Raw genomic sequence first — 17,814 nt, 5'->3', positions numbered from 1 at the left:
CCATTGCCAAGCCTTGCAACGTCATTGCGAATTTTGGGCCAGTTGATTTGCGCAGCAGCAAGCGCGCCCGGCGCCACCGTGCGGCGAGCCCGTTCAGCAAGAAATCCGGTGGCTGCACGGGAGGTTAGATCGGCAGCTGAGGTCGAACGCAGGGCGCTCCTCACGAGCCCTGCGATTTCCGGATAGCGGGTGACTTGTCTAATTTGTCGGCAAGCATCTCAGTGCACGTGCAGTGGCGCCGTCGGCGGATCGCGCGTGACACCGCAACTGGTCGCGGCGGTGATTGACATCTTGTTCATGTTTTGTTCTTATGCTTTGACCGAGAGGGAGGCAGCCATGGACAACCGCATCAACGACATCCGCAAGACCATCAGAGCGCTTCGCGTCAGCATGCGCGAGGCTGAGGCGATCATGCACGAGCAGATCAACCGCGATGAGAACTGCAGCTTCGTGGCGCAGGAAGTCATCAAGATGCGCTCGGTCATGAGCCTGCTGGTGAAGGAGCGGACCGCGCTGGGCGATTTCGAGCCGATCGTCGTGAGCAGCTTCTTCATTCCGCGGCGCAGGTCTGCGCGAAAGCTGGCTGCTGCACAGGCGCCGACCATCCAGTCGGTCTTCCGTCCACGCCTCGTGGCGCGGGCTTGAGGCGAATGGCGCTATGAGGGCGCTTGAGCACGACGCCCGATCGGTGCACTTGTCCCTGATATCGTCGAAGTCGCGATCCATCGTGACACGGCTGCGATGTCGTCGCCGGCGTCGCGATAGGCGCGAAGCTGGAATTCAGCCGAGCTGCCGCGGTCAACAATGGTGCGGCAGTGCGTGATTTCGGCGGAGCATCCCAGGGCGTCCGCATCCTCAGTGGTGTCGTCGATGATTCGCGACAGCATCTCCGAGATCGTCACCGGACCGTCCCTTGATGCAAAGATGCAATCCGTGCCGTAGCGCTGGGCGCGCCATTTGTTCTCGACCGCAATGGCGCGTTCGACCGCGGTGACCTGTTTCGACAGATGCGGCCGCAGATAGAGATGCCGCGTCAGGCAGCGATACAGCGAAGCGATGGCGACGGCGTCGTCGACGAAGGTGCAGGTGTCGGGCGCGCGAAGCTCCAGTGTCGGATGCTTCATCGATGGCCGCATCGCCCACCAGATGTGGCTCTCGTCGGGGATCACGCCCGAGCGCTGCAATGCGCCGACATAGTCGTCGTAGTCGCGCTTGCTCTCGAACAACTCGGGCAGGCCGGTGCGCGGCAGCTCGGAATAGGCCGCGAGCCGGTAGCCCTTCAGTCCCGTCTTATGCGAATTCCAGAACGGCGAGGACGCCGCGAGCGCGATGAACAGCGGCAGATGTGGCAGCATGGCCTGCATCACCGCCATCCGCTTCTCGGGATCCGGCAGTTGAACATGGACATGCATGCCGCACATCAGGTTGCGATGGCCGATGCTGCGCAGATCCTCGATCATGTCCGCATAGCGCGGCTTCGGGCTCGGCTGCGACATGCGCCACACTGCCGTGGGGTGCGTGCCGCAGGCCATGATGGCAAAGCCATATTGTGCGGCAACGTTGGCGACCTCGCGGCGCAGGAATCTCAGCTCTTCCCGGGCGTCATTGACGTCGACGTGAACATTGGTGGCGACCTCGAGCTGGGATTGCAGCATCTCGCGCATGGCCTGGCCGCCGGTCGACCAGTTCGCCGATTCGAACAGCTCGTTCGGAGTCCGGATCGCGACCTCGAGGGTGCGACGATCGGCGAGGAAATACTCCTCCTCGATGCCGAAGGAATAGTCGGCCGCCTTGCCACGCGCGCCGGCGGAGCGAATGACGAGATGCTGCTTGTCGTCGGAGGAATCGAGGCGCAGCAATTTCAAAACATCCGAAGCAATTGTCATCCGTGCCACCGGCGATGGTACTACCTGCGGGCGATAATCCGCCGGATGGGGAGCCGGTTCCGCATTGGAGCCGCTGGAAATTGCAAGGCCGAGCGGAACCATTTTCGCAGCTTCGGCTGCGGCGCGATCAATGGATGCTCGGGCTCGTGACGTAAGGCGCCGCTTAGGTCGGAAGCGGGATCAGAGGCGCGACTTCGCGATCAACATGGTTGTCGCTCGCCGCAAGACCTTGCGCGACGCCGATGCGATCGGCCTCCGGCCGGTTCTGGCTCATCTTGCGCTTGCCTTCGAACCGCGCCACGGGGATGCGCACGCCGACGATCCCGCGCAGCTGCGCGGCGATGAAATCGGGAGGCGCGTCACTGACCGCCCACGGCTTTGCACGCGCGCCTTCTTGCTTGCGCGTCAGCCGTGTCACGACCTCGAGCAGGCGCTCCGGCTCCTGGAAGAATTCCACCGGGCCGTAGGCATGCACGGCCACGTAGTTCCAGGTCGGTACGACCTTCCCGGTCTCCTGCTTGGTCGCGTACCAGGACGGCGTCACATAGGCGTCGGGACCTGAGAAGATCGCGAGCGCATCGCCGATCGGCGGCAGCTTCCATTGCGGATTGGCCTTTGCGACATGCCCGTACAGCACGCCGCGCTCACCTTCGGCCTCGTCCAGGAGGAGCGGCAACGGGGTCGCGACCGGACCATCGGTGGTCGCCGTGACGAGGCTTGCAAGGCGCGCGGCGCGAATGGTTGCGCGGATGCTCTCGATGTCGTCGTCCCTGAACGCCGGGGGGATGTACATGGCGGGTCTCCGTTCCTGACACGGAGATAGCCGGAATCCGGCCTGTCATAAACCGCCGGTTCTCAATGATTTCATCGGGCCGGATCGGCAATCGCGCCTGCGCTTTCCCCCTATCCGCCGAGCGTTTCGGCGTAAGTCTTGCCGTAGGGATAAAAGTGCTCCTTGCGGCCCTGGTCCCACTGCGCCCTGAACCCGGGCGCGGTGATGTCCCAATCCGGTCGGCAGCTCATGCTGACGGCTCTGAGATCCCCGCGAAGCTCTTCGACGGTCGGGCGACCGAAGAACCAGTAGCCGTTATAAATCTTGTGAATACGCAAGCCCGGCGCCAGCACGATGACATGGGGAATCATCGGATTGTGGACGGGATCGGTGTATTCGGCGATGTCGAGGTCCTTCTGCACGATCCGCCTGGGATCGGACAGGAAAGGCCAGTGGGCTCCGGCGCCGGTTCGGTATTCGTTGGTCTGGATGATGGTATCGGTGGTGATGGTGACGAGCCGGCAATAGCCGACCTCCATCTCGCGATGGAGCTGCAGCAGACCTTCGGTCTGGCGACGGTCCTTCGGACAGAAGCCGCCGCGGCCAAGCACGACGATCATGGGATCGATGCCCTGCAGTTCCGAGAGCTTGCGGTGCTTGCCGGTGTGGTCGCTGAGCTCGTAGTCGGGGAAGGTCGCTCCTGGCATCATGTCGGGTCGCATGAGGCTCTCCTGTGTCTTAGAGATCGATCACGATGTCGCTGTGTGGCCGGGCGCAGCAGATCAGCACGTTTCCGTCCGCCGGCGGGTCGAGCGGATCGGGCTGATAGCTGACGTCACCGGCAATGAGGCCGCTCTCGCAGTTGTGGCACACTCCCGTCCGGCATGACCAGCGCACGGGGATGTCGCAGGCCTCGGCCAGCTCGAGCAGGCTGGCATAGGACGGCGCCCAGCGGACATTGAGGCCGCTACGGGCAAAGGACACCATGGGCCCGGGACCCGCCGCTCCCGCCGGCCTATGCGGGGACATCTTCTTCGTCGACGTCGCGATGCCCGGCGTCAGCGACGGCCCGGCGCCAAACAACTCGGTGTGGATACGATCGGGCGCCACGCCTGACGCGCGGAGCCCCGAGGTGAGGTCGCTCATGAAGGGGCCCGGTCCGCACAGATAGAAGTCGGCGTCTCCTGGCAAATCAAGTTGCCGGAGCAGGGCAGCATCCAGATGTCCGACTCTGTCGAAATCGACTTCCAGCCGATCGCCGGGATCGGGCCTGCTGTAGCAGATATGCCTATGATGGTGGGGAAGTCTGGTCAGGAGTTCGCGCACCTCGACCGCGAAGGCATGCTCGCGGCCGTTGCGGGCACCATGCAGCCACCAGACATCTCGTTGCGATGGTTCTGCTGCGAGCGCGTGAAGCATCGCTAGCACCGGCGTCACGCCAATGCCGGCACTCAGCAGGACGACAGGTTGCGTGTCTTGTCGTAGCGTAAAGCTGCCGCGGGGCGCACCGAGTTGCACGACGTCGCCGGGCCGGAGCTGGTCGGCGACGTAGGTGCTGGCGATGCCGTGCGGCTCCCGTTTGATGCTGAGTCGGTAGGACGCCGCATCAGCCCGGCTCGATAGCGAATAGCTGCGGGTCATTGCCGCCGTGTCGGGAGGCCCGAACCTGATGATGACGAACTGACCGGGCAGGGCGGCGGCCCCGGCGTGTCCATCCGCAGGTTCGAGGACCAACGACGTCACGTCGTTGGTTTCGACGATCTTGCGCTCGACGCGGAACGGCCGGAATCCGCGCCATGCCGGAGGCGGGCCCGCCGCCGGGCCGAGCCCGGCATTGCCGCCTGGCGCATTCTGGCCAAGCAGGGCCTCGAAGGAATGACGCCAGCCGCGGCTCAGCGCCGGAATCCTCAGCGCGCGTTCGAGCCGGTCGCGCGGGTGAGGGGGCAGGTAAAGCAGCGCATTGATCTCGGCCACGCTCATGCTTTCAGGCCCGCGCGCGACCTGAATGATCTCGTCGCCGGCCCCGACGTCACCTTCCGCGATCACGCGAAAATAGAAACCGGGCCGGCCGTGCTTGACCAGCAGTGCGGCCATGTCGGGCTCCTGCATGCGAATGCCGAGCCGGTAGCACGTGACGCGCGGCTGGGTCACTTCGAACAGGGCAGAGCCGATCCTGTAGCGATCTCCGATGCAGACGTCGGTATCGGCGAGGCCTTCGACCGTGAAGTTCTCGCCGAATTGACCAGGGACGAGGTTCGAGCGCCCCAGGTGACTTTGCCAGTAGCGATAGGATGCGTCCTGATAGACGTACACCGCGCGCTGTTCGCCGCCGTGACCCGCGGTATCTCCCTGGCCATCGCCATCGATGTTGAGCTGCCGCACCGTGCGCCGGCCTTCGATGGGAGCCTTCCAGATGCCGGTATGGACCGTCCTGCCTTGCCAGGCGACGTCGCGCGGCAGGCCGACATTGACGGACAGCAATCGTGCCATTTCTGTCTCCGGCGCCGCGCGTCGACCCGGCGGATTCCGGATCGAGGCAATATCAATCTGCACCCAGATCGTGGCTTTGGCGCGTTAGGCGTTGTTAGACTTTGCTAGAGGGTCTTGCCGCCGCCCGCCTGCACGCTGATTTAAAGCGGGAAGCGACAAGGCGGGAGATCGCGATGGATGACCTGGCCACACGCGCGGCGCTGCAGCGTCATTGGGACGCTTCGGACGCAAACGATTTCGAGGCCGAGCATGACATCTATCGCGACGATGCCGTGCTCGACTATCCGCAGTCCGGCGAACGCATCCGCGGACGCCGGAACATTCAGCAGAGCCGTTTCATGCAGCCGAACAAGAAGCGCTTTACGGTGCGGCGGATCATCGGCGGCGGCGATTTCTGGGTGAGCGAGTTCGTCCTGACCTATAACGGCGTGCCATCCTACGTCGTCAGCATCATGGAACTCCGTGACGGATTGGTGGCGCACGAAACGCAATATTTCGGCGACCGGTTCGATCCGTCACCATCGCGCGCGCATCTCGTGGAGCGTGTGGGGTAACGCGCGAACACTCGGCTGTCATTCCCCGCGCAGGCGGGGGATCCAGTACGCCGCGGCTTATCGGCTGATTACTGCTGTCACAGAATACTGAATCGCCCGCCTACGCGGGCGAGGACGGCGAGGAATATGGCAACATGGAACCTCGCTGCGGCGGCTCGCCGCACGTCGGCCGGCTTGATTCCCTCCACCTCGTCTTTATCTCTCGAGCGAACAAGAATCCGGGCCCCTCTGGCGAGGACGCTGACCCTCTCAGCAAAACCTCGCGATGTCGGATGACCTGTCCCCGCGCGAATGCGATGGATCGGCCGATTGTCGGGCCTTCTTGAGCTCTCTCCGACCTCATCGTCCCCATCGCAAGCTCCGCGCGGCCATTTCGCAAGCACTGGGAGCGACGATGTCTGACGCCAACGACACCAATTCCATCGAAGCCGAGATCACCGAGCCGTCGCGCTTCAACGAGCAGGCTGCAGTGGCGCTGGTGATATCAGGCGCGCTCGTTGCCGTCGCCGATCGCCGCGTGTCACCGGTCGAGCGCGACGAGGTGATCCGCTTCATCAGGGAGCGCGGTCTGGCGCCGCACATCAGTGATGATCGCTTGTCGTCCATGTTCGACGAGCTCGCCGCACGGCTCGAGGAGCCTGACTTCGCCAATGTCGTCATCGACACACTGCGTCCGGTCTCGGATCTGCCGCTGTCGTCCCATCTCATCGAGCTGTCGGAGCGCGTCGCGGCGGCGGACGAAGACGTGCATCCGCACGAGGTGCAGGCGATCAAGTTGTTGCGCCTGCTGACGCTGGTGCTGCCGCGCGCCAAGCCGGTCGGAGCGGCCAGCACCGCCGCGAAGGGGTGATCGATGAGCACAGCTTCGCACGAACAGAGGACGAAATCCGGGGGCGCCAGCGGCAGACCTGCCGGCGGCGACCCGCGGCTCGACGCGCTCGTCCATCGGTTGCCGCCGCGCCTTGCCGGCACCGTCGACTATCTCCTGCAACCGTCCAGCCGCTGGATCCGGATTCCCTCCGGCGCGTTGCTCGTCGTCGGTGGCGTGCTGTCCTTCCTGCCGGTGCTTGGCATCTGGATGCTGCCGCTCGGCCTCGCGCTGCTCGCCGAGGACGTGCCGGCGCTGCGCGCGTCGCGTTCAAAGGCCTTCGACTGGATCGAGCGCCGCAAGCCGCACTGGCTGGACCGGTCAGATCCGAAGAATGACGAGACATGATTGACTTCATCACGGCCGACGCGCTGACGGCGCTGCTCCAGGTCGTTCTGATCGACCTCGTGCTCGCCGGCGACAACGCCGTCGTCATCGGCCTTGCCGCCGCCGGTCTGCCGTCCGAGCAGCGTCGCCGCGCCATCATCGTCGGCATCGCCGCCGCGACCGCGCTGCGTATCGTCTTCGCCGGCGTTGCAACGCAGCTTTTGCAGGTGATCGGCCTGCTGCTGGCCGGCGGCGTGCTGCTGCTATGGGTGTGCTGGAAGATGTGGCGCGAGCTGCGCGAGCAGGCGGCGCATTCCAGCCAGCTCGCGTTCAGTCAAGGCAATACTGGCAACACGGAGGTGCGGCGCAAGACGTTCGGGCAGGCGGCGATGCAGATCGTTGCCGCCGACGTTTCGATGTCGCTCGACAACGTGCTCGCGGTCGCGGGCGCCGCGCGCGAGCATCCCTACATCCTGGCGTTCGGCCTGTTGCTGTCGGTCGCGCTGATGGGCGTTGCCGCCGATCTGCTCGGCCGCGTGCTGCAGACGCAGCGCTGGATCGCCTATGTCGGCCTCGCCATCATCGTCTACGTCGCCTTCGAGATGATCTACCGCGGCTCGCTCGAGCTCGCGCCTGTCATCGCAAGTCTCTAAATCGCAACTTGGTTTTTCCTGCTTCGCCTTCCTGGAGTCATCGATGTCGTCCGAACCCAAAGCAGCTTTGGCGAACCCGCCGGTCGGCCTGTTTCCGCGGCTGATCTTTGGCTCGCGCTGGCTGCAATTGCCGCTCTATGTCGGCCTCATCGTCGCGCAGGCAGTCTATATGCTGCTGTTCCTGAAAGAGCTCTGGCACCTGGTCGCGCACTCGTTCGACGCCAGCGAGCAGCAGATCATGCTGGTCGTGCTCGGGCTGATCGACGTCGTCATGATCTCGAACCTGCTCGTGATGGTGATCGTCGGCGGCTACGAAACGTTCGTCTCGCGCCTGAATCTGCGCGGCCATCCCGACGAGCCGGAATGGCTGAGTCACGTCAATGCCAGCGTGCTCAAGATCAAGCTCGCGATGGCGATCGTCGGCATCTCCTCGATCTCGCTGCTCAGGACCTTCATCGAGGCCGGCAATCTCGGAACCACGCGCAGCAATTTCACCGAGACCGGCGTGATGTGGCAGGTGCTGATCCATCTGACCTTTATCATCTCGGCGATCGGCATCGCCTGGGTCGACCGCCTCAGCGATGTCGGGCATCGCAAGGAGAACGGTCACGCCTGAGCGCGCGTCACGTGACGTGCGGGTAGGCCGCGCTCTCGCGCCGCTCGCGCTCGCCCAGCTCGCGCACCAGCTCCTGGAGAAATGAGTCCGTAAAGGCGTGCAGGGTGCGCTCGGCGCGGACATAGATGCCGAGATCGGACCAGACAGGGCTGCCGGCATTGTCGAGCGGCAGGAACACGAGCTGAGCGTCGCGTGACAGCCTGATAATGCCGAGCTGGGTCTGGAAGGCGACACCGACGCCGCGCGCGGCGAGCTCGCGCATCAGGTCGATCGAGTTGGCCAGGATCGCCGGCTCTGGCGTCTCGGACAGCTGCGCGATCAATGGCTGGAGCAGATGATAGATCGACAGCTCCGGCAGCGCCTGAATGACGGGGAAGGCGAGACATTGCTCCAGCGTCACGGTCTTGCGGCGCGCCAGCGGATGTTCGCGGGCGACGAGGGCACCGAGGCGAAACCGCTTCAATGCGACCTGGCGCAGGTCGGGCGGATGCCTGAGCGCGATCGCGATGCCGATATCGGCTTCGCCCCGCCTCAAAGCTTCGAGCACGTCGGATGATCCCATCACCTCGGTGGTGAAGCTGACGCGCTTGGCCCGGCTGCGATGCGAGGCAATCAGATCCGGCAGCACCGACTCCGTGAGCGACTCGATGCAGGCGATGCTGATGGTGCCGTGCCAGGCCCCGGACAGCGATGCGACGTCGGAACGGAAGCGATCGAGGTCCTGCAGCACGTTCATGACGTGGCGGGCCAGCATCTCGCCCACGGTCGTGAGCGTCAGGCCGCGCGCGGTCCGCTCGAACAAGGGTGATCCAACCTCTTGTTCAAGCTTGAGAATCTGGCGGCTGACGGCTGACGAAGCGACGTTCAAAAGGCGCGCCGCGGCCCGGATCGAGCCGGTGCGACGGACGGCGTGAAAGTATTGGATGGAAGGTGAATGAAAGCGCATGGGACCCCTGGTCCACTATAGCTGTTGCCGAAACGGCAGCAACCTGTACGAATCTCTCTGCCTTTTGAGAACGCTGATTTCACCCTAGTGTCATCCGCCGACGGGCTCTTCGGGCCCGCGCGGCGACGCGCCCGCAACGATGCGGTGGGGGGATTTGGGGTGAACGAGGCGATCACTTGCGAGCTGGAGCGCGGGCGGGATGCCGGTCTGGTCGACCGCCGCCGCGCGGCTGCTTATGTCGGCGTCACCGCCGGCCGCTTCGAGCAGCTGGTGCGCGACAACGTGGTGCCGCCGCCTGTCATGGTCGACAACAAGCGGCGCTGGCCGATCGCGTTGCTCGACGATGCCAGGGAAGCGGTCGGCAGCAGCTTGCCGTCGGCGCCGGCAGTGAAGGCGGATGTCGAGGCGCGTCCGTGCGACCGCGACGCCGTGCCTGCTGCGCGCGAGCTGCCCGATGCGGCCTGGTTCGAGCAGCGCGCGAGCTTCGTGCAGCGCGTCCGCCGCTCGCTGCTTTCGGGCAACGAGATCCGCCTGCTGCGCGAGTTCAAGCTGCTGAGGCAGAACCAGATCAGCATGTACGGCTACTACGGCGGCTTCGAAGCGCTGATGGTGCGCGGCTACATCGTCGAGGTCGACCGCAAGCCGCCGTCGAGCCGTCCACTGGTGACGTATCGCCTGACGGTGCAAGGAGAGCAGGTGATTGCGGCGCTGAAGGACGAGCCGGTTTTCTGATCGAGAGCGGCAAGCCGCAAAGATGCAGCGCTGCCGCGCCCAGCGGGGTCCTGTAGCCTCGGAAGCAAGTCGCTGAGGCGCTCTCTGTTCGAGATCGATAAAATTGTCTGCAATCCGCTCAGGAGCGGCAAACCGTGCGGACAAGAAGCACGGCGTCTTAAACCAGAGTTTTGGAACCGGCCTGCATTCTGCCGCAAAAGGGCAGGGCATCAACATGGCAGTTCTCAAGGAGGTCGTCGTCGCAGTCGTGGGAGTCTACGCGCTCCTGTACGCATGCGACGCATTGTTCGGGATCGGCGAGGCGCGCTTCGACGATTCCTATTACAGCGCCAGCTTCTACGCGCCGCGGCCGCAGGAATTCCGCTTCGCCAGCGACACGCCGCCGGCGACCCGCGTCAGCGACGCCTTTGCGCAGTTCTCGGCGGCCGAGGCCAAGCCGAACAAGCGCTACTCGTCGCTGACGACGATCATTCGCTAGGCGCGCTCGGCTGCGTGATCGCCCGGATGTTGCCCCGCGCGCTGCGGGATCAGCAGCAGGCAGATCACCATGAATGTCGCGATCACGATCGAGGCCAGCGGCCGGCTGAGCGCCAGTCCGCCTTGGTCGAGCGGCTTGTCGAGGAAGTCGCCGACGGTTGCGCCCAGCGGCCGCGTCAGGATGAAGGCAGCCCAGAACAGGGTCACGCGAGAGATACGCGTCCAGAAATAGAGTGCTGCGACAATGGCGAGCCCGGCCGCGAAGATCAGCGCGCCGCCGCGATAGCCCATGTCGCCGGTGTCGGCGATCCAGTCGCCGAGCGCGGTGCCCAGTGTCTGCGAGAGGGTGATCGCTCCCCAATAGAAGGCTTCCGCCCGCGGCGTGCTGACGCTGTTGACCGAGATCGTGCCTTCAGTGCGATACCAGAGACCCAGCACCAGCACGAGACAGGCGAGCAGCACCGTCGCGCCTCCGGTGTAGCCGATACCGAGCGAACGGTCTGCGAAGTCGGCCATCGTGGTTCCGAAGGTGGTCGAGGCCGCGATGGTTGCCCAATACAGCGCCGGATGAAATTTCTGCGCGCGGATCTGCGCTGCGACCAGGACGACCAGCGCCGCCAGGAACAGGCATGTGCCGGCGAGATAACCCCAGTTCAGCGTCATCGTCACAGTGTCGCCGCCGGTCTCGCCCAGCGTCGTGGCGGCGATCTTGATGATCCAGAAGCCGAGGGTGACCTCGGGGACCTTGCTTTCGCTGATGAGGCTGCCGCTCCTGGAGTGATGTTCCATGATGTCCTCGTCGCCTCGGGTGTGGTCGCAACGAGATCAGTCGCGTTGCCGCCCTCTTGGCATTCGCAAACGACGATGGCGGAAATCAGTTTCAATTTGGCCGACAACGAAGACGTGATGGGCAGCAATCCGTCTGCCTGACCATCACTCCCCCTGGATCCATTCCGCGACGCCGCGCCACAGCGTGTCGCGGTGTTCGGGGCGGAAGAAGCCGAAATGGCCGATCGCCTTGGCACCGACGTCGGACGGCTTCACCGCCAGCACTTCCGGCTTGATCGCAGTGAAGCCTGACGTGAGCAGCTCGACCGCGGGCCGCGTCGCCCAGGGATCGTCGGAGAAGCAGAGCGCGCGCAGCTCGCCTTTGAACCTGGCAAAGTTCGCAAGCGCCGGCAGTTTCGAATCGAACAGATAGCGCGGGCTCGAGACCCACTCGGCCCATTGCAGGAACACCCCCTTGGGCAAATCCTCGCCGATGCCGACCCAGCCTGGCGCGTAGCCGAAGGCGTGGACCAGCGGCACGCCGATGAAATTCATGAAGGCGAAGACGCGGTATTTTTCCGGCGACGTCATCAGCCGCCAGGTCGCGGCCTGCGAGGCCACGAACGCCGCGCGCGAAATCTCGCTGTTGTTCTCGATCAGCCCGAGCGCCTGACCTCCGAAGGAGTGGCCGACGTAAGCGAGCGGAAGGCCATGATAGCGTTCGCGCATCCAGCGCACCGCGGCGGTGACGTCCTGCGCGGCCCAGTCCGACATCGAGGCCTTGAAGCCGACCAGCGATTTCGGCTTGATGTAGCCGACCAGCGCCGGCAGGCGGGAATCGCCTATGCCGCGATAGTCGTAAGTGAGCACCGCGCAGCCGCGATGGGCGAGATAGGATGCAAAGCCCTTGTAGATCTTGCGCGGGACGGCGGTCGCCGAATTGATCAGGACGGCATTGCGCTTGGCGCCGCGCGGCAGAAACAGCGTGCCTGTCAGCGCATATCCGTCGGTCGCCGGGAAGCTGATCTCGTCGATGAAAACGTCGTCCAGTGGCGCGTCCATTGGGGGAAGCCGTCTTGCCGGTTTCTGCTGCCGCCCCCCTAGCAAATGCGAATTCGGCTTTGCTCGCAAGGGTTTGCATTGCGAAATGGATTTACAACTGGCGGTGTCGTGCCAGCCTGTGTATAAGGCGGCCCTCGCAACCCACAGATCAGGTTGCACTTTTTGCTTCACGGAGAGATTGCGATGTCCGAGCGGTGGACGCCCGAGTCCTGGCGCAGCAAGCCGGTGCTACAGGTGCCCGACTATCCCGACGCCAAGGCCCTGGCCGACGTCGAGGCGCAGCTTGCGACGTTTCCGCCGCTGGTGTTCGCCGGCGAGGCGCGCAATCTGAAGAAGGCGCTGGGGCGGGTTGCCGCCGGCGAGGCCTTCCTGCTGCAGGGCGGCGATTGCGCCGAGAGCTTTGCCGAGCACGGCGCCAACAACATCCGCGATTTCTTCCGCGTGCTGCTGCAGATGGCGGTGGTGCTGACCTATGCCGGCGCGGTGCCGGTGGTGAAGGTCGGCCGCATCGCCGGCCAGTTTGCAAAACCGCGGTCGTCGCCGACCGAAAAGGTGGGTGGTGTCGAGCTGCCGAGCTATCGCGGCGACATCGTCAACGACATCGCCTTCACCAAGGAAGCGCGCATTCCCGATCCGCAGCGCCAGCTGATGGCCTATCGCCAGTCGGCCGCGACGCTGAACCTGCTGCGCGCGTTCGCGACCGGCGGCTACGCCAATCTCGGCAGCGTGCATGAATGGATGCTCGGCTTCCTCAAGGATTCACCGCAGTCCCGCCGTTACAAGGAGCTGGCCGACCGCATCTCGGAGGCGCTCAACTTCATGCGCGCTTGCGGCCTCGATCTCGAAAGCCATCCGGAGCTGCGTGCCACCGATTTCTACACCAGCCATGAGGCGCTGCTGCTCGGCTATGAGCAGGCCATGACCCGGGTCGATTCCACCACCGGCGACTGGTATGCGACCTCGGGTCACATGATCTGGATCGGCGACCGCACCCGTCAGCTCGATCATGGTCATGTCGAATATTTCCGTGGCATCAGGAACCCGATTGGCCTGAAGTGCGGCCCTTCGCTCAAGCCCGACGAGCTGTTGAAGCTGATCGACGTGCTCAACCCCGACAACGAGCCCGGCCGGCTGACCCTGATCAACCGCTTCGGCTCCGACAAGGTCGCCGATCATCTGCCGGGCCTGATCCGCGCGGTGAAGCGCGAGGGCAAGGTGGTGGTCTGGTCGTGCGATCCGATGCACGGCAACACCATCACCTCCACGACGGGCTACAAGACGCGGCCGTTCGACCGTGTGCTGTCCGAGGTGAAGTCGTTCTTCACGATCCACGCCGCGGAAGGCACCTATGCCGGCGGCGTGCATCTGGAGATGACCGGCCAGGACGTCACCGAGTGCATCGGCGGCGCCCGCGCCATCACCGACGAGGATCTCAACGACCGCTATCACACGGTGTGCGATCCCCGCCTCAATGCGGAGCAATCCATCGACATGGCCTTCCTCGTCGCCGAACTGCTGAAGCAGGATCGCGCCGGCAAGGTTCGGCCGATGCCGGCCGCAGCGGGGCTCTAGGATCTTGCTGCGACTCTGGAAGGCCACGATCAATTCCCGCAACGGAATGGCCTTTGCGTTCCGTTCGGAACAGGCCATCCGCGAGGAGGTCTTTGCGCTGATCCTGTCGCTGCCGGTGGCGTGGTTCGTCGCCGCCACTGCGATGCGGGCGGTCGAGCTGGTATGTGCGGTTGCGTTCGTGCTGGTCGTGGAGCTGCTCAACACCGCGATCGAGAAGCTCGCCGATCGTCTGACCATGGACCACGACAAGCAGATCGGCCGGGTCAAGGACATGGGCTCGGCCGCCGTGGGCGTCGCGCTGCTGATGGCCGGCGCATTCTGGATCATCGCCATCATCGAGCGATTGGGGTTCCTCTAGCTGGACGAGACGACCATGACCGAACGTCTCAGCGCATTCGCGGTCACGCTCGCCCAACTCAATCCGACCGTGGGCGACATCGAGGGCAATGCCGCGAAGGTTCGCATCGCACGAGCGCGCGCCATCGCCGACGGCGCCGACCTCGTGCTGTTTCCGGAATTGTTCATCGCCGGCTATCCGCCGGAGGATCTGGTGCAGAAGCCGGCCTTCCAGGCCGCCTGCCGCGCGGCCATCGAGGCGCTCGCGCGCGAAACCGTTGACGGCGGCCCGGCATTGCTGGTCGGCACGCCCTGGGTCGAGGACGGCAAGCTCTACAATGCCTGCGCGCTGCTCGATGGCGGGCGCATCGCGGGCCTTCGCTTCAAGTGCAATCTGCCGAATTACGGCGTATTCGACGAGAAGCGGTTGTTTTCGCGCGGGCCTGCCTCGGGCCCTGTCACCGTGCGCGGCGTGCGGATCGGCGTGCCGATCTGCGAGGACATCTGGCTGGAAGAGTCCGAGGATTACGAGAACGTGGTCGAGACGCTGGCCGAGACCGGCGCCGAGATCATTCTGGTGCCGAACGGCTCGCCCTATGCCCGCGACAAGAACGATGTGCGCCTGTCGGTGGCCGTCGCGCGGGTCACCGAGAGCGGCCTGCCGCTGGTCTATCTCAATCAGGTCTGCGGCCAGGACGAGCTCGTGTTCGACGGAGCCTCGTTCGCGCTCAATGGCGATCTCTCGCTCGCCGCGCAATTGCCGGCGTTCGCCGAGAGCATCACGACGTTGCGCTTCACCAGGAATGGAGGCGATTGGCGCTGCACCGGTCCGATCGCCGAGCAGCCGGAAGGCGACCGCGCCGATTACGCTGCCTGCGTGCTGGGCCTGCGCGACTATGTGACCAAGAACGGCTTTCCCGGCGTGCTGCTCGGCATCTCCGGCGGCATCGATTCCGCGCTGTGTGCGGCGATCGCGGTCGATGCGCTCGGTGCCGATCAGGTGCACGGCGTGATGCTGCCTTATCGCTACACGGCAGCACACTCGATTGCCGATGCCGGCGAGCTCGCCGGCCATCTCGGTATCCGTTACGAAGTGCTGCCGATTGCGGAAGCCGTGAACGGCTTCGAGACCATCCTGTCTGGCCTGTTCAAGAACCTGCCGCCTGACATCACCGAAGAGAATCTCCAGGCCCGCACCCGCGGCACGCTGCTGATGGCGATCTCCAACAAGACCGGGTTGATGGTGGTGACGACAGGCAACAAGTCCGAGATGTCTGTCGGCTATGCCACGCTCTATGGCGACATGAACGGCGGCTTCAATCCGATCAAGGACATTTACAAGACGCAGGTGTTCCGGTTGGCGGCGCTGCGAAACAGCTGGAAGCCCGACGACGCGCTGGGGCCCGCGGGCGAGGTGATCCCGCCCGACATCATCACGCGGCCGCCGACGGCCGAATTGCGCGAGAACCAGACCGATCAGGATTCACTGCCGCCTTACGACGTGCTCGATGCGATCCTCGAACGTCTGGTCGAACATGAGGAGCCGCTCGAGGCGATCATCGCAGCCGGCTTCGACCGCGAGACGGTGACCCGGATCGACCGTCTCCTCAACGTCGCCGAATACAAGCGCCGCCAGGCCGCGCCGGGCGTGAAGGTGACGCGGAAAAACTTCGGCCGTGACCGCCGCTATCCCATCACCAACCGCTTCCGCGATCGGGGCGAAAAGCTGCCCGCACCCGACGAGACGCTGGTCTCGCGCGGCGGTCAGGCGTCGATCGACGCGTTCGAGGGCTGAGTTGATAGAGTAGGTGGGCAAAGCGAAGCGTGCCCACCTGATCTAACGGTGGGCACAGCGCTACGCGCTTTTGCCCACCCTACTGTCGCCGTCGTGTGAGCTGACTACTTCTGCTGCGGCAAGAACTGCGGGCCGACCGAGCGGATCGGCTTGTTCTCCGACGTGGTCGTGGGGCTCGCATCCGCAGGCGGGGTCGCGACCGGTGCGGCGGCGGTGGCCGGCGCTGCGCCCTTCTTTGCATTCGCCGGCGCACCCTTGGTGAGCTGCCGTTGCTGCATCTTCTTGGCGCTCTCCTCGGTGACGATGATGTCGCCCTGCTGCTCCACGGCGGCCTTGTCGTCGGCCGATTTCAGCGCGTCGGCCCAGCTCTGGCCGGCCGCCTTGCAGGAGCAGGACGGGTTGAACTCGCTGCGGAATTTGAAGGCGGTCGGCAGCGCCGTGTAGGGCTGGCCGCTGATCGAGACCGCGGAGCTCATGTCCTCACCGGGATTGCGGTGGGCGTAGAGGGTGGCTTCGGCCGCTGGACAAAGCGCCTTGCAGGTCTTCTCGTCGTCGGGGAAGCGCGCCGGCACGGTCGCATACGAGATCGGGAAATAGGCGCCGTCGCAGGTGCGCACGCAGACGGTGCGATAGGTGCCGGACTGCGGGCCGCCGAAATCGGCTGGCGGCGCGCCCGGCGGATTGTTGGGGTTGTTGCCGCCACCGAACAGATTGCTCAGGAAGTTGCCGCCCTGCGACTGCACGGCATTGGCGTATTGCGGGCCGCAATTGTTCTGCGCCAGCGCCATCAGCACCGAGCGGCGCTGGCTGTCGCGTTCGGGGCTGCCGCCGGGACCGCCACCGCGCAGGCGCTCGAGATTGCCGGTGATCTGGTCCAGATTGGCGCGCATCTGCTGGATCTGGGTGTTGACCGGACCGCATTGCGCCTGCTGGCCGCCGAACAGCGAGAAGAAGCCGGAGGAATCGCAGCCCATGCGCTTCGCCTGCATGGTGACGCGGTCGAGCTCGGCCTGCTGCTTGGCCTGGGAATCCTGATAGCGACGGATCTGGTCCTCGCGTGCGGGATCGCCGCCCGCCCCGCGGTCGAGCGCGGCGAGCTGACCTTCAAGGCGCACGCACATCGGGTTCGGGCCGAGGCCGCCCTGGGCAGGTGGAGGCGGCGGCGCGCCCGGCGGGCCAGCCTGTGCGAAGGCATCAGTCGCGAGCACGAGGCTGAGAAGCACTGTGCTGGCAATGAGGAAGCGGGGACGGGACAGAGACAAAAATTCAGGCATATCCGCCATTCTAGCGAGGTCACGGCCCTCAGTGATCTGGGGGGCCGACGCGCGCCCTCCAATAGCCGCTTCCGGCGGCATCGTCACGTCGTTTCAGGGGCCGAAGACAGGTCCTAAGGTCCGCCAGCTCCGAGCGAAATTCAGCGCTGGCACGTGATTGCGACATATTCGTCGCAATGGCCATGGGAGCAGTTTGCGCCGGATTTGGGGACAGACCCGGTAATTTCGTCGGGATCCACTCGGCGGTAGCTAGATGCCTGTGCAAAGTCTTGTGACTGGCAGTAGCTGCGGGCGACCTGTGCGCCGCATTTTTCGCCCTTGGCCAGACACTGGTCGACGCCATAGCCGTCGGCCTGGTTGGAAATGATGAAGATGCGGGTCTCGGCGCAGGCGCTGGAGGCGCCAAGGATCGAGGCGCCGAGCATCGAGCCGCCAAGCATCGAGGCGCAGGAAATGAGCGCGAGCAAGGATCGCATGAAAACACCTTGGGGCAAAAATAGGAACCGCCGGTTCCAGAATGGGCTCAAATGGTTAAGGATGATGAACCATCTCGGCAGGGCGACGGGCTTTGCGGAAATAAAGCGGCATTTCCGTGGCTCTCTTGACGAAAGCCGGCCTCATGGCCCATATGTCGCCGCATGAACGGTCTCCTCGCCATCTGCATTATTTGCCGCGAGATTACGAGC

20 protein-coding genes are annotated in these 17,814 nt (G+C 64.7%); 11 read left to right on the top strand and 9 right to left on the bottom strand.

Features of this window, described 5'->3' with window-relative positions; all coding sequences use genetic code 11:
- Window positions 1-336 precede the first annotated feature (336 nt).
- Window positions 337-645, top strand: a complete 309-nt coding sequence (locus ACNJX9_RS25135; protein WP_245317371.1) for a hypothetical protein — start codon at window positions 337-339, stop codon at window positions 643-645.
- A gap of 11 nt (window positions 646-656) precedes the next feature.
- Here the strand turns inward: ACNJX9_RS25135 and ACNJX9_RS25130 are convergent, their stop codons facing one another.
- From ACNJX9_RS25130 to ACNJX9_RS25115, 4 genes are all read right to left on the bottom strand, one after another.
- Window positions 657-1,886, bottom strand: coding sequence for a carboxylate-amine ligase (locus ACNJX9_RS25130; RefSeq protein WP_439404699.1), 1,230 nt, complete (start codon window positions 1,884-1,886; stop codon window positions 657-659).
- Window positions 1,887-2,049: 163 nt separating this feature from the next.
- Window positions 2,050-2,679, bottom strand: coding sequence for an FMN-binding negative transcriptional regulator (locus tag ACNJX9_RS25125; protein WP_439404697.1), 630 nt, complete (start codon window positions 2,677-2,679; stop codon window positions 2,050-2,052).
- Window positions 2,680-2,789: 110 nt separating this feature from the next.
- Window positions 2,790-3,380 (bottom strand): redoxin domain-containing protein, encoded by a 591-nt coding sequence (locus ACNJX9_RS25120; RefSeq protein ID WP_439404696.1) that lies wholly within the window; start codon window positions 3,378-3,380, stop codon window positions 2,790-2,792.
- A gap of 16 nt (window positions 3,381-3,396) precedes the next feature.
- Window positions 3,397-5,148: an MOSC domain-containing protein gene (locus ACNJX9_RS25115; RefSeq protein WP_439404695.1), complete on the bottom strand. Its 1,752-nt coding sequence runs from the start codon at window positions 5,146-5,148 to the stop codon at window positions 3,397-3,399.
- Window positions 5,149-5,321: 173 nt separating this feature from the next.
- On the opposite strand from ACNJX9_RS25115, the gene ACNJX9_RS25110 reads away from it, so the two are divergent.
- The 5 genes from ACNJX9_RS25110 to ACNJX9_RS25090 all read left to right on the top strand — a co-directional run bounded on the left by ACNJX9_RS25110 (window position 5,322) and on the right by ACNJX9_RS25090 (window position 8,166).
- The gene (locus tag ACNJX9_RS25110; protein WP_439404694.1) at window positions 5,322-5,702 is read left to right on the top strand and encodes a nuclear transport factor 2 family protein; all 381 of its coding nucleotides are present in this window, start codon (window positions 5,322-5,324) and stop codon (window positions 5,700-5,702) included.
- Between the two features lie 394 nt (window positions 5,703-6,096).
- Window positions 6,097-6,552 (top strand): TerB family tellurite resistance protein, encoded by a 456-nt coding sequence (locus ACNJX9_RS25105; protein ID WP_271603248.1) that lies wholly within the window; start codon window positions 6,097-6,099, stop codon window positions 6,550-6,552.
- A 3-nt stretch (window positions 6,553-6,555) separates the two neighbouring features.
- Window positions 6,556-6,918, top strand: coding sequence for a hypothetical protein (locus tag ACNJX9_RS25100; RefSeq protein WP_439404692.1), 363 nt, complete (start codon window positions 6,556-6,558; stop codon window positions 6,916-6,918).
- Window positions 6,915-7,550 carry a TerC family protein gene (locus ACNJX9_RS25095; protein ID WP_057758437.1) on the top strand — a complete coding sequence of 212 codons (636 nt, stop codon included), beginning with the start codon at window positions 6,915-6,917 and terminating at the stop codon, window positions 7,548-7,550. The genes ACNJX9_RS25100 and ACNJX9_RS25095 overlap by 4 nt, the downstream gene beginning before the upstream one ends.
- 43 nt (window positions 7,551-7,593) lie before the next feature.
- Window positions 7,594-8,166 (top strand): TIGR00645 family protein, encoded by a 573-nt coding sequence (locus ACNJX9_RS25090; RefSeq protein WP_439404690.1) that lies wholly within the window; start codon window positions 7,594-7,596, stop codon window positions 8,164-8,166.
- Between the two features lie 7 nt (window positions 8,167-8,173).
- Here ACNJX9_RS25090 and ACNJX9_RS25085 read toward each other — a convergent pair whose 3' ends face one another.
- Window positions 8,174-9,112: a LysR family transcriptional regulator gene (locus ACNJX9_RS25085; protein WP_439404688.1), complete on the bottom strand. Its 939-nt coding sequence runs from the start codon at window positions 9,110-9,112 to the stop codon at window positions 8,174-8,176.
- Window positions 9,113-9,271: 159 nt separating this feature from the next.
- Here ACNJX9_RS25085 and ACNJX9_RS25080 point away from each other — a divergent pair, with 159 nt between their 5' ends.
- Together ACNJX9_RS25080 and ACNJX9_RS25075 are read left to right on the top strand one after the other, a co-directional pair.
- On the top strand, window positions 9,272-9,844 hold the full coding sequence (locus ACNJX9_RS25080; RefSeq protein WP_439404686.1) for a hypothetical protein: 573 nt from the start codon (window positions 9,272-9,274) through the stop codon (window positions 9,842-9,844).
- Window positions 9,845-10,058: 214 nt separating this feature from the next.
- Window positions 10,059-10,322 carry a hypothetical protein gene (locus tag ACNJX9_RS25075; RefSeq protein ID WP_439404684.1) on the top strand — a complete coding sequence of 88 codons (264 nt, stop codon included), beginning with the start codon at window positions 10,059-10,061 and terminating at the stop codon, window positions 10,320-10,322.
- On the opposite strand, the gene ACNJX9_RS25070 is transcribed toward ACNJX9_RS25075, so the two are convergent.
- Entirely contained in the window at window positions 10,319-11,110 is a 792-nt protein-coding gene (locus tag ACNJX9_RS25070) for a COG4705 family protein (protein ID WP_439404682.1), read from the bottom strand. The two genes, ACNJX9_RS25075 and ACNJX9_RS25070, sit on opposite strands and share 4 nt — an antisense overlap.
- Window positions 11,111-11,254: 144 nt before the next feature.
- Window positions 11,255-12,151 (bottom strand): alpha/beta hydrolase family protein, encoded by an 897-nt coding sequence (locus ACNJX9_RS25065; protein ID WP_439404681.1) that lies wholly within the window; start codon window positions 12,149-12,151, stop codon window positions 11,255-11,257.
- Window positions 12,152-12,334: 183 nt separating this feature from the next.
- Between ACNJX9_RS25065 and ACNJX9_RS25060 the strand changes: the two genes are divergently transcribed.
- Genes ACNJX9_RS25060 through ACNJX9_RS25050 form a run of 3 tightly spaced genes read left to right on the top strand, consistent with a single transcriptional unit; the run spans window position 12,335 to window position 15,854 of the window.
- On the top strand, window positions 12,335-13,723 hold the full coding sequence (locus tag ACNJX9_RS25060; RefSeq protein ID WP_057758424.1) for a class II 3-deoxy-7-phosphoheptulonate synthase: 1,389 nt from the start codon (window positions 12,335-12,337) through the stop codon (window positions 13,721-13,723).
- 4 nt (window positions 13,724-13,727) lie between these two features.
- Window positions 13,728-14,081, top strand: a complete 354-nt coding sequence (locus ACNJX9_RS25055; protein ID WP_057758422.1) for a diacylglycerol kinase — start codon at window positions 13,728-13,730, stop codon at window positions 14,079-14,081.
- 15 nt (window positions 14,082-14,096) lie between these two features.
- Window positions 14,097-15,854: an NAD+ synthase gene (locus tag ACNJX9_RS25050; RefSeq protein ID WP_439404678.1), complete on the top strand. Its 1,758-nt coding sequence runs from the start codon at window positions 14,097-14,099 to the stop codon at window positions 15,852-15,854.
- Window positions 15,855-15,958: 104 nt separating this feature from the next.
- Here ACNJX9_RS25050 and ACNJX9_RS25045 read toward each other — a convergent pair whose 3' ends face one another.
- Together ACNJX9_RS25045 and ACNJX9_RS25040 are read right to left on the bottom strand one after the other, a co-directional pair.
- Window positions 15,959-17,137, bottom strand: a complete 1,179-nt coding sequence (locus ACNJX9_RS25045) for a DUF2865 domain-containing protein (protein WP_439404676.1) — start codon at window positions 17,135-17,137, stop codon at window positions 15,959-15,961.
- Between the two features lie 131 nt (window positions 17,138-17,268).
- Window positions 17,269-17,604: a hypothetical protein gene (locus ACNJX9_RS25040; protein WP_439404674.1), complete on the bottom strand. Its 336-nt coding sequence runs from the start codon at window positions 17,602-17,604 to the stop codon at window positions 17,269-17,271.
- Window positions 17,605-17,814: the final 210 nt, after the last annotated feature.

Source organism: Bradyrhizobium sp. BLXBL-03 (assembly GCF_051853015.1).
Taxonomy (GTDB): domain Bacteria; phylum Pseudomonadota; class Alphaproteobacteria; order Rhizobiales; family Xanthobacteraceae; genus Bradyrhizobium; species Bradyrhizobium manausense.
Note: the sequence above shows the minus strand (reverse complement) of the source record. Positions and strands in the feature narration are given on the sequence as shown.

What these genes read in the sequence shown, in the direction of transcription:
- ACNJX9_RS25105 (WP_271603248.1), top strand. Translation starts at nt 6,097, where the DNA reads ATGTCTGACGCCAACGACACCAATTCCATCGAAGCCGAGATCACCGAG.
- ACNJX9_RS25050 (WP_439404678.1), top strand. Translation starts at nt 14,097, where the DNA reads ATGACCGAACGTCTCAGCGCATTCGCGGTCACGCTCGCCCAACTCAAT.
- ACNJX9_RS25070 (WP_439404682.1), bottom strand. Translation starts at nt 11,110, where the DNA reads ATGGAACATCACTCCAGGAGCGGCAGCCTCATCAGCGAAAGCAAGGTC.
- ACNJX9_RS25130 (WP_439404699.1), bottom strand. Translation starts at nt 1,886, where the DNA reads ATGACAATTGCTTCGGATGTTTTGAAATTGCTGCGCCTCGATTCCTCC.
- ACNJX9_RS25085 (WP_439404688.1), bottom strand. Translation starts at nt 9,112, where the DNA reads ATGCGCTTTCATTCACCTTCCATCCAATACTTTCACGCCGTCCGTCGC.
- ACNJX9_RS25120 (WP_439404696.1), bottom strand. Translation starts at nt 3,380, where the DNA reads ATGCGACCCGACATGATGCCAGGAGCGACCTTCCCCGACTACGAGCTC.
- ACNJX9_RS25095 (WP_057758437.1), top strand. Translation starts at nt 6,915, where the DNA reads ATGATTGACTTCATCACGGCCGACGCGCTGACGGCGCTGCTCCAGGTC.
- ACNJX9_RS25075 (WP_439404684.1), top strand. Translation starts at nt 10,059, where the DNA reads ATGGCAGTTCTCAAGGAGGTCGTCGTCGCAGTCGTGGGAGTCTACGCG.
- ACNJX9_RS25115 (WP_439404695.1), bottom strand. Translation starts at nt 5,148, where the DNA reads ATGGCACGATTGCTGTCCGTCAATGTCGGCCTGCCGCGCGACGTCGCC.
- ACNJX9_RS25135 (WP_245317371.1), top strand. Translation starts at nt 337, where the DNA reads ATGGACAACCGCATCAACGACATCCGCAAGACCATCAGAGCGCTTCGC.
- ACNJX9_RS25090 (WP_439404690.1), top strand. Translation starts at nt 7,594, where the DNA reads ATGTCGTCCGAACCCAAAGCAGCTTTGGCGAACCCGCCGGTCGGCCTG.
- ACNJX9_RS25065 (WP_439404681.1), bottom strand. Translation starts at nt 12,151, where the DNA reads ATGGACGCGCCACTGGACGACGTTTTCATCGACGAGATCAGCTTCCCG.
- ACNJX9_RS25125 (WP_439404697.1), bottom strand. Translation starts at nt 2,679, where the DNA reads ATGTACATCCCCCCGGCGTTCAGGGACGACGACATCGAGAGCATCCGC.
- ACNJX9_RS25060 (WP_057758424.1), top strand. Translation starts at nt 12,335, where the DNA reads ATGTCCGAGCGGTGGACGCCCGAGTCCTGGCGCAGCAAGCCGGTGCTA.
- ACNJX9_RS25100 (WP_439404692.1), top strand. Translation starts at nt 6,556, where the DNA reads ATGAGCACAGCTTCGCACGAACAGAGGACGAAATCCGGGGGCGCCAGC.
- ACNJX9_RS25110 (WP_439404694.1), top strand. Translation starts at nt 5,322, where the DNA reads ATGGATGACCTGGCCACACGCGCGGCGCTGCAGCGTCATTGGGACGCT.
- ACNJX9_RS25045 (WP_439404676.1), bottom strand. Translation starts at nt 17,137, where the DNA reads ATGGCGGATATGCCTGAATTTTTGTCTCTGTCCCGTCCCCGCTTCCTC.
- ACNJX9_RS25040 (WP_439404674.1), bottom strand. Translation starts at nt 17,604, where the DNA reads ATGCGATCCTTGCTCGCGCTCATTTCCTGCGCCTCGATGCTTGGCGGC.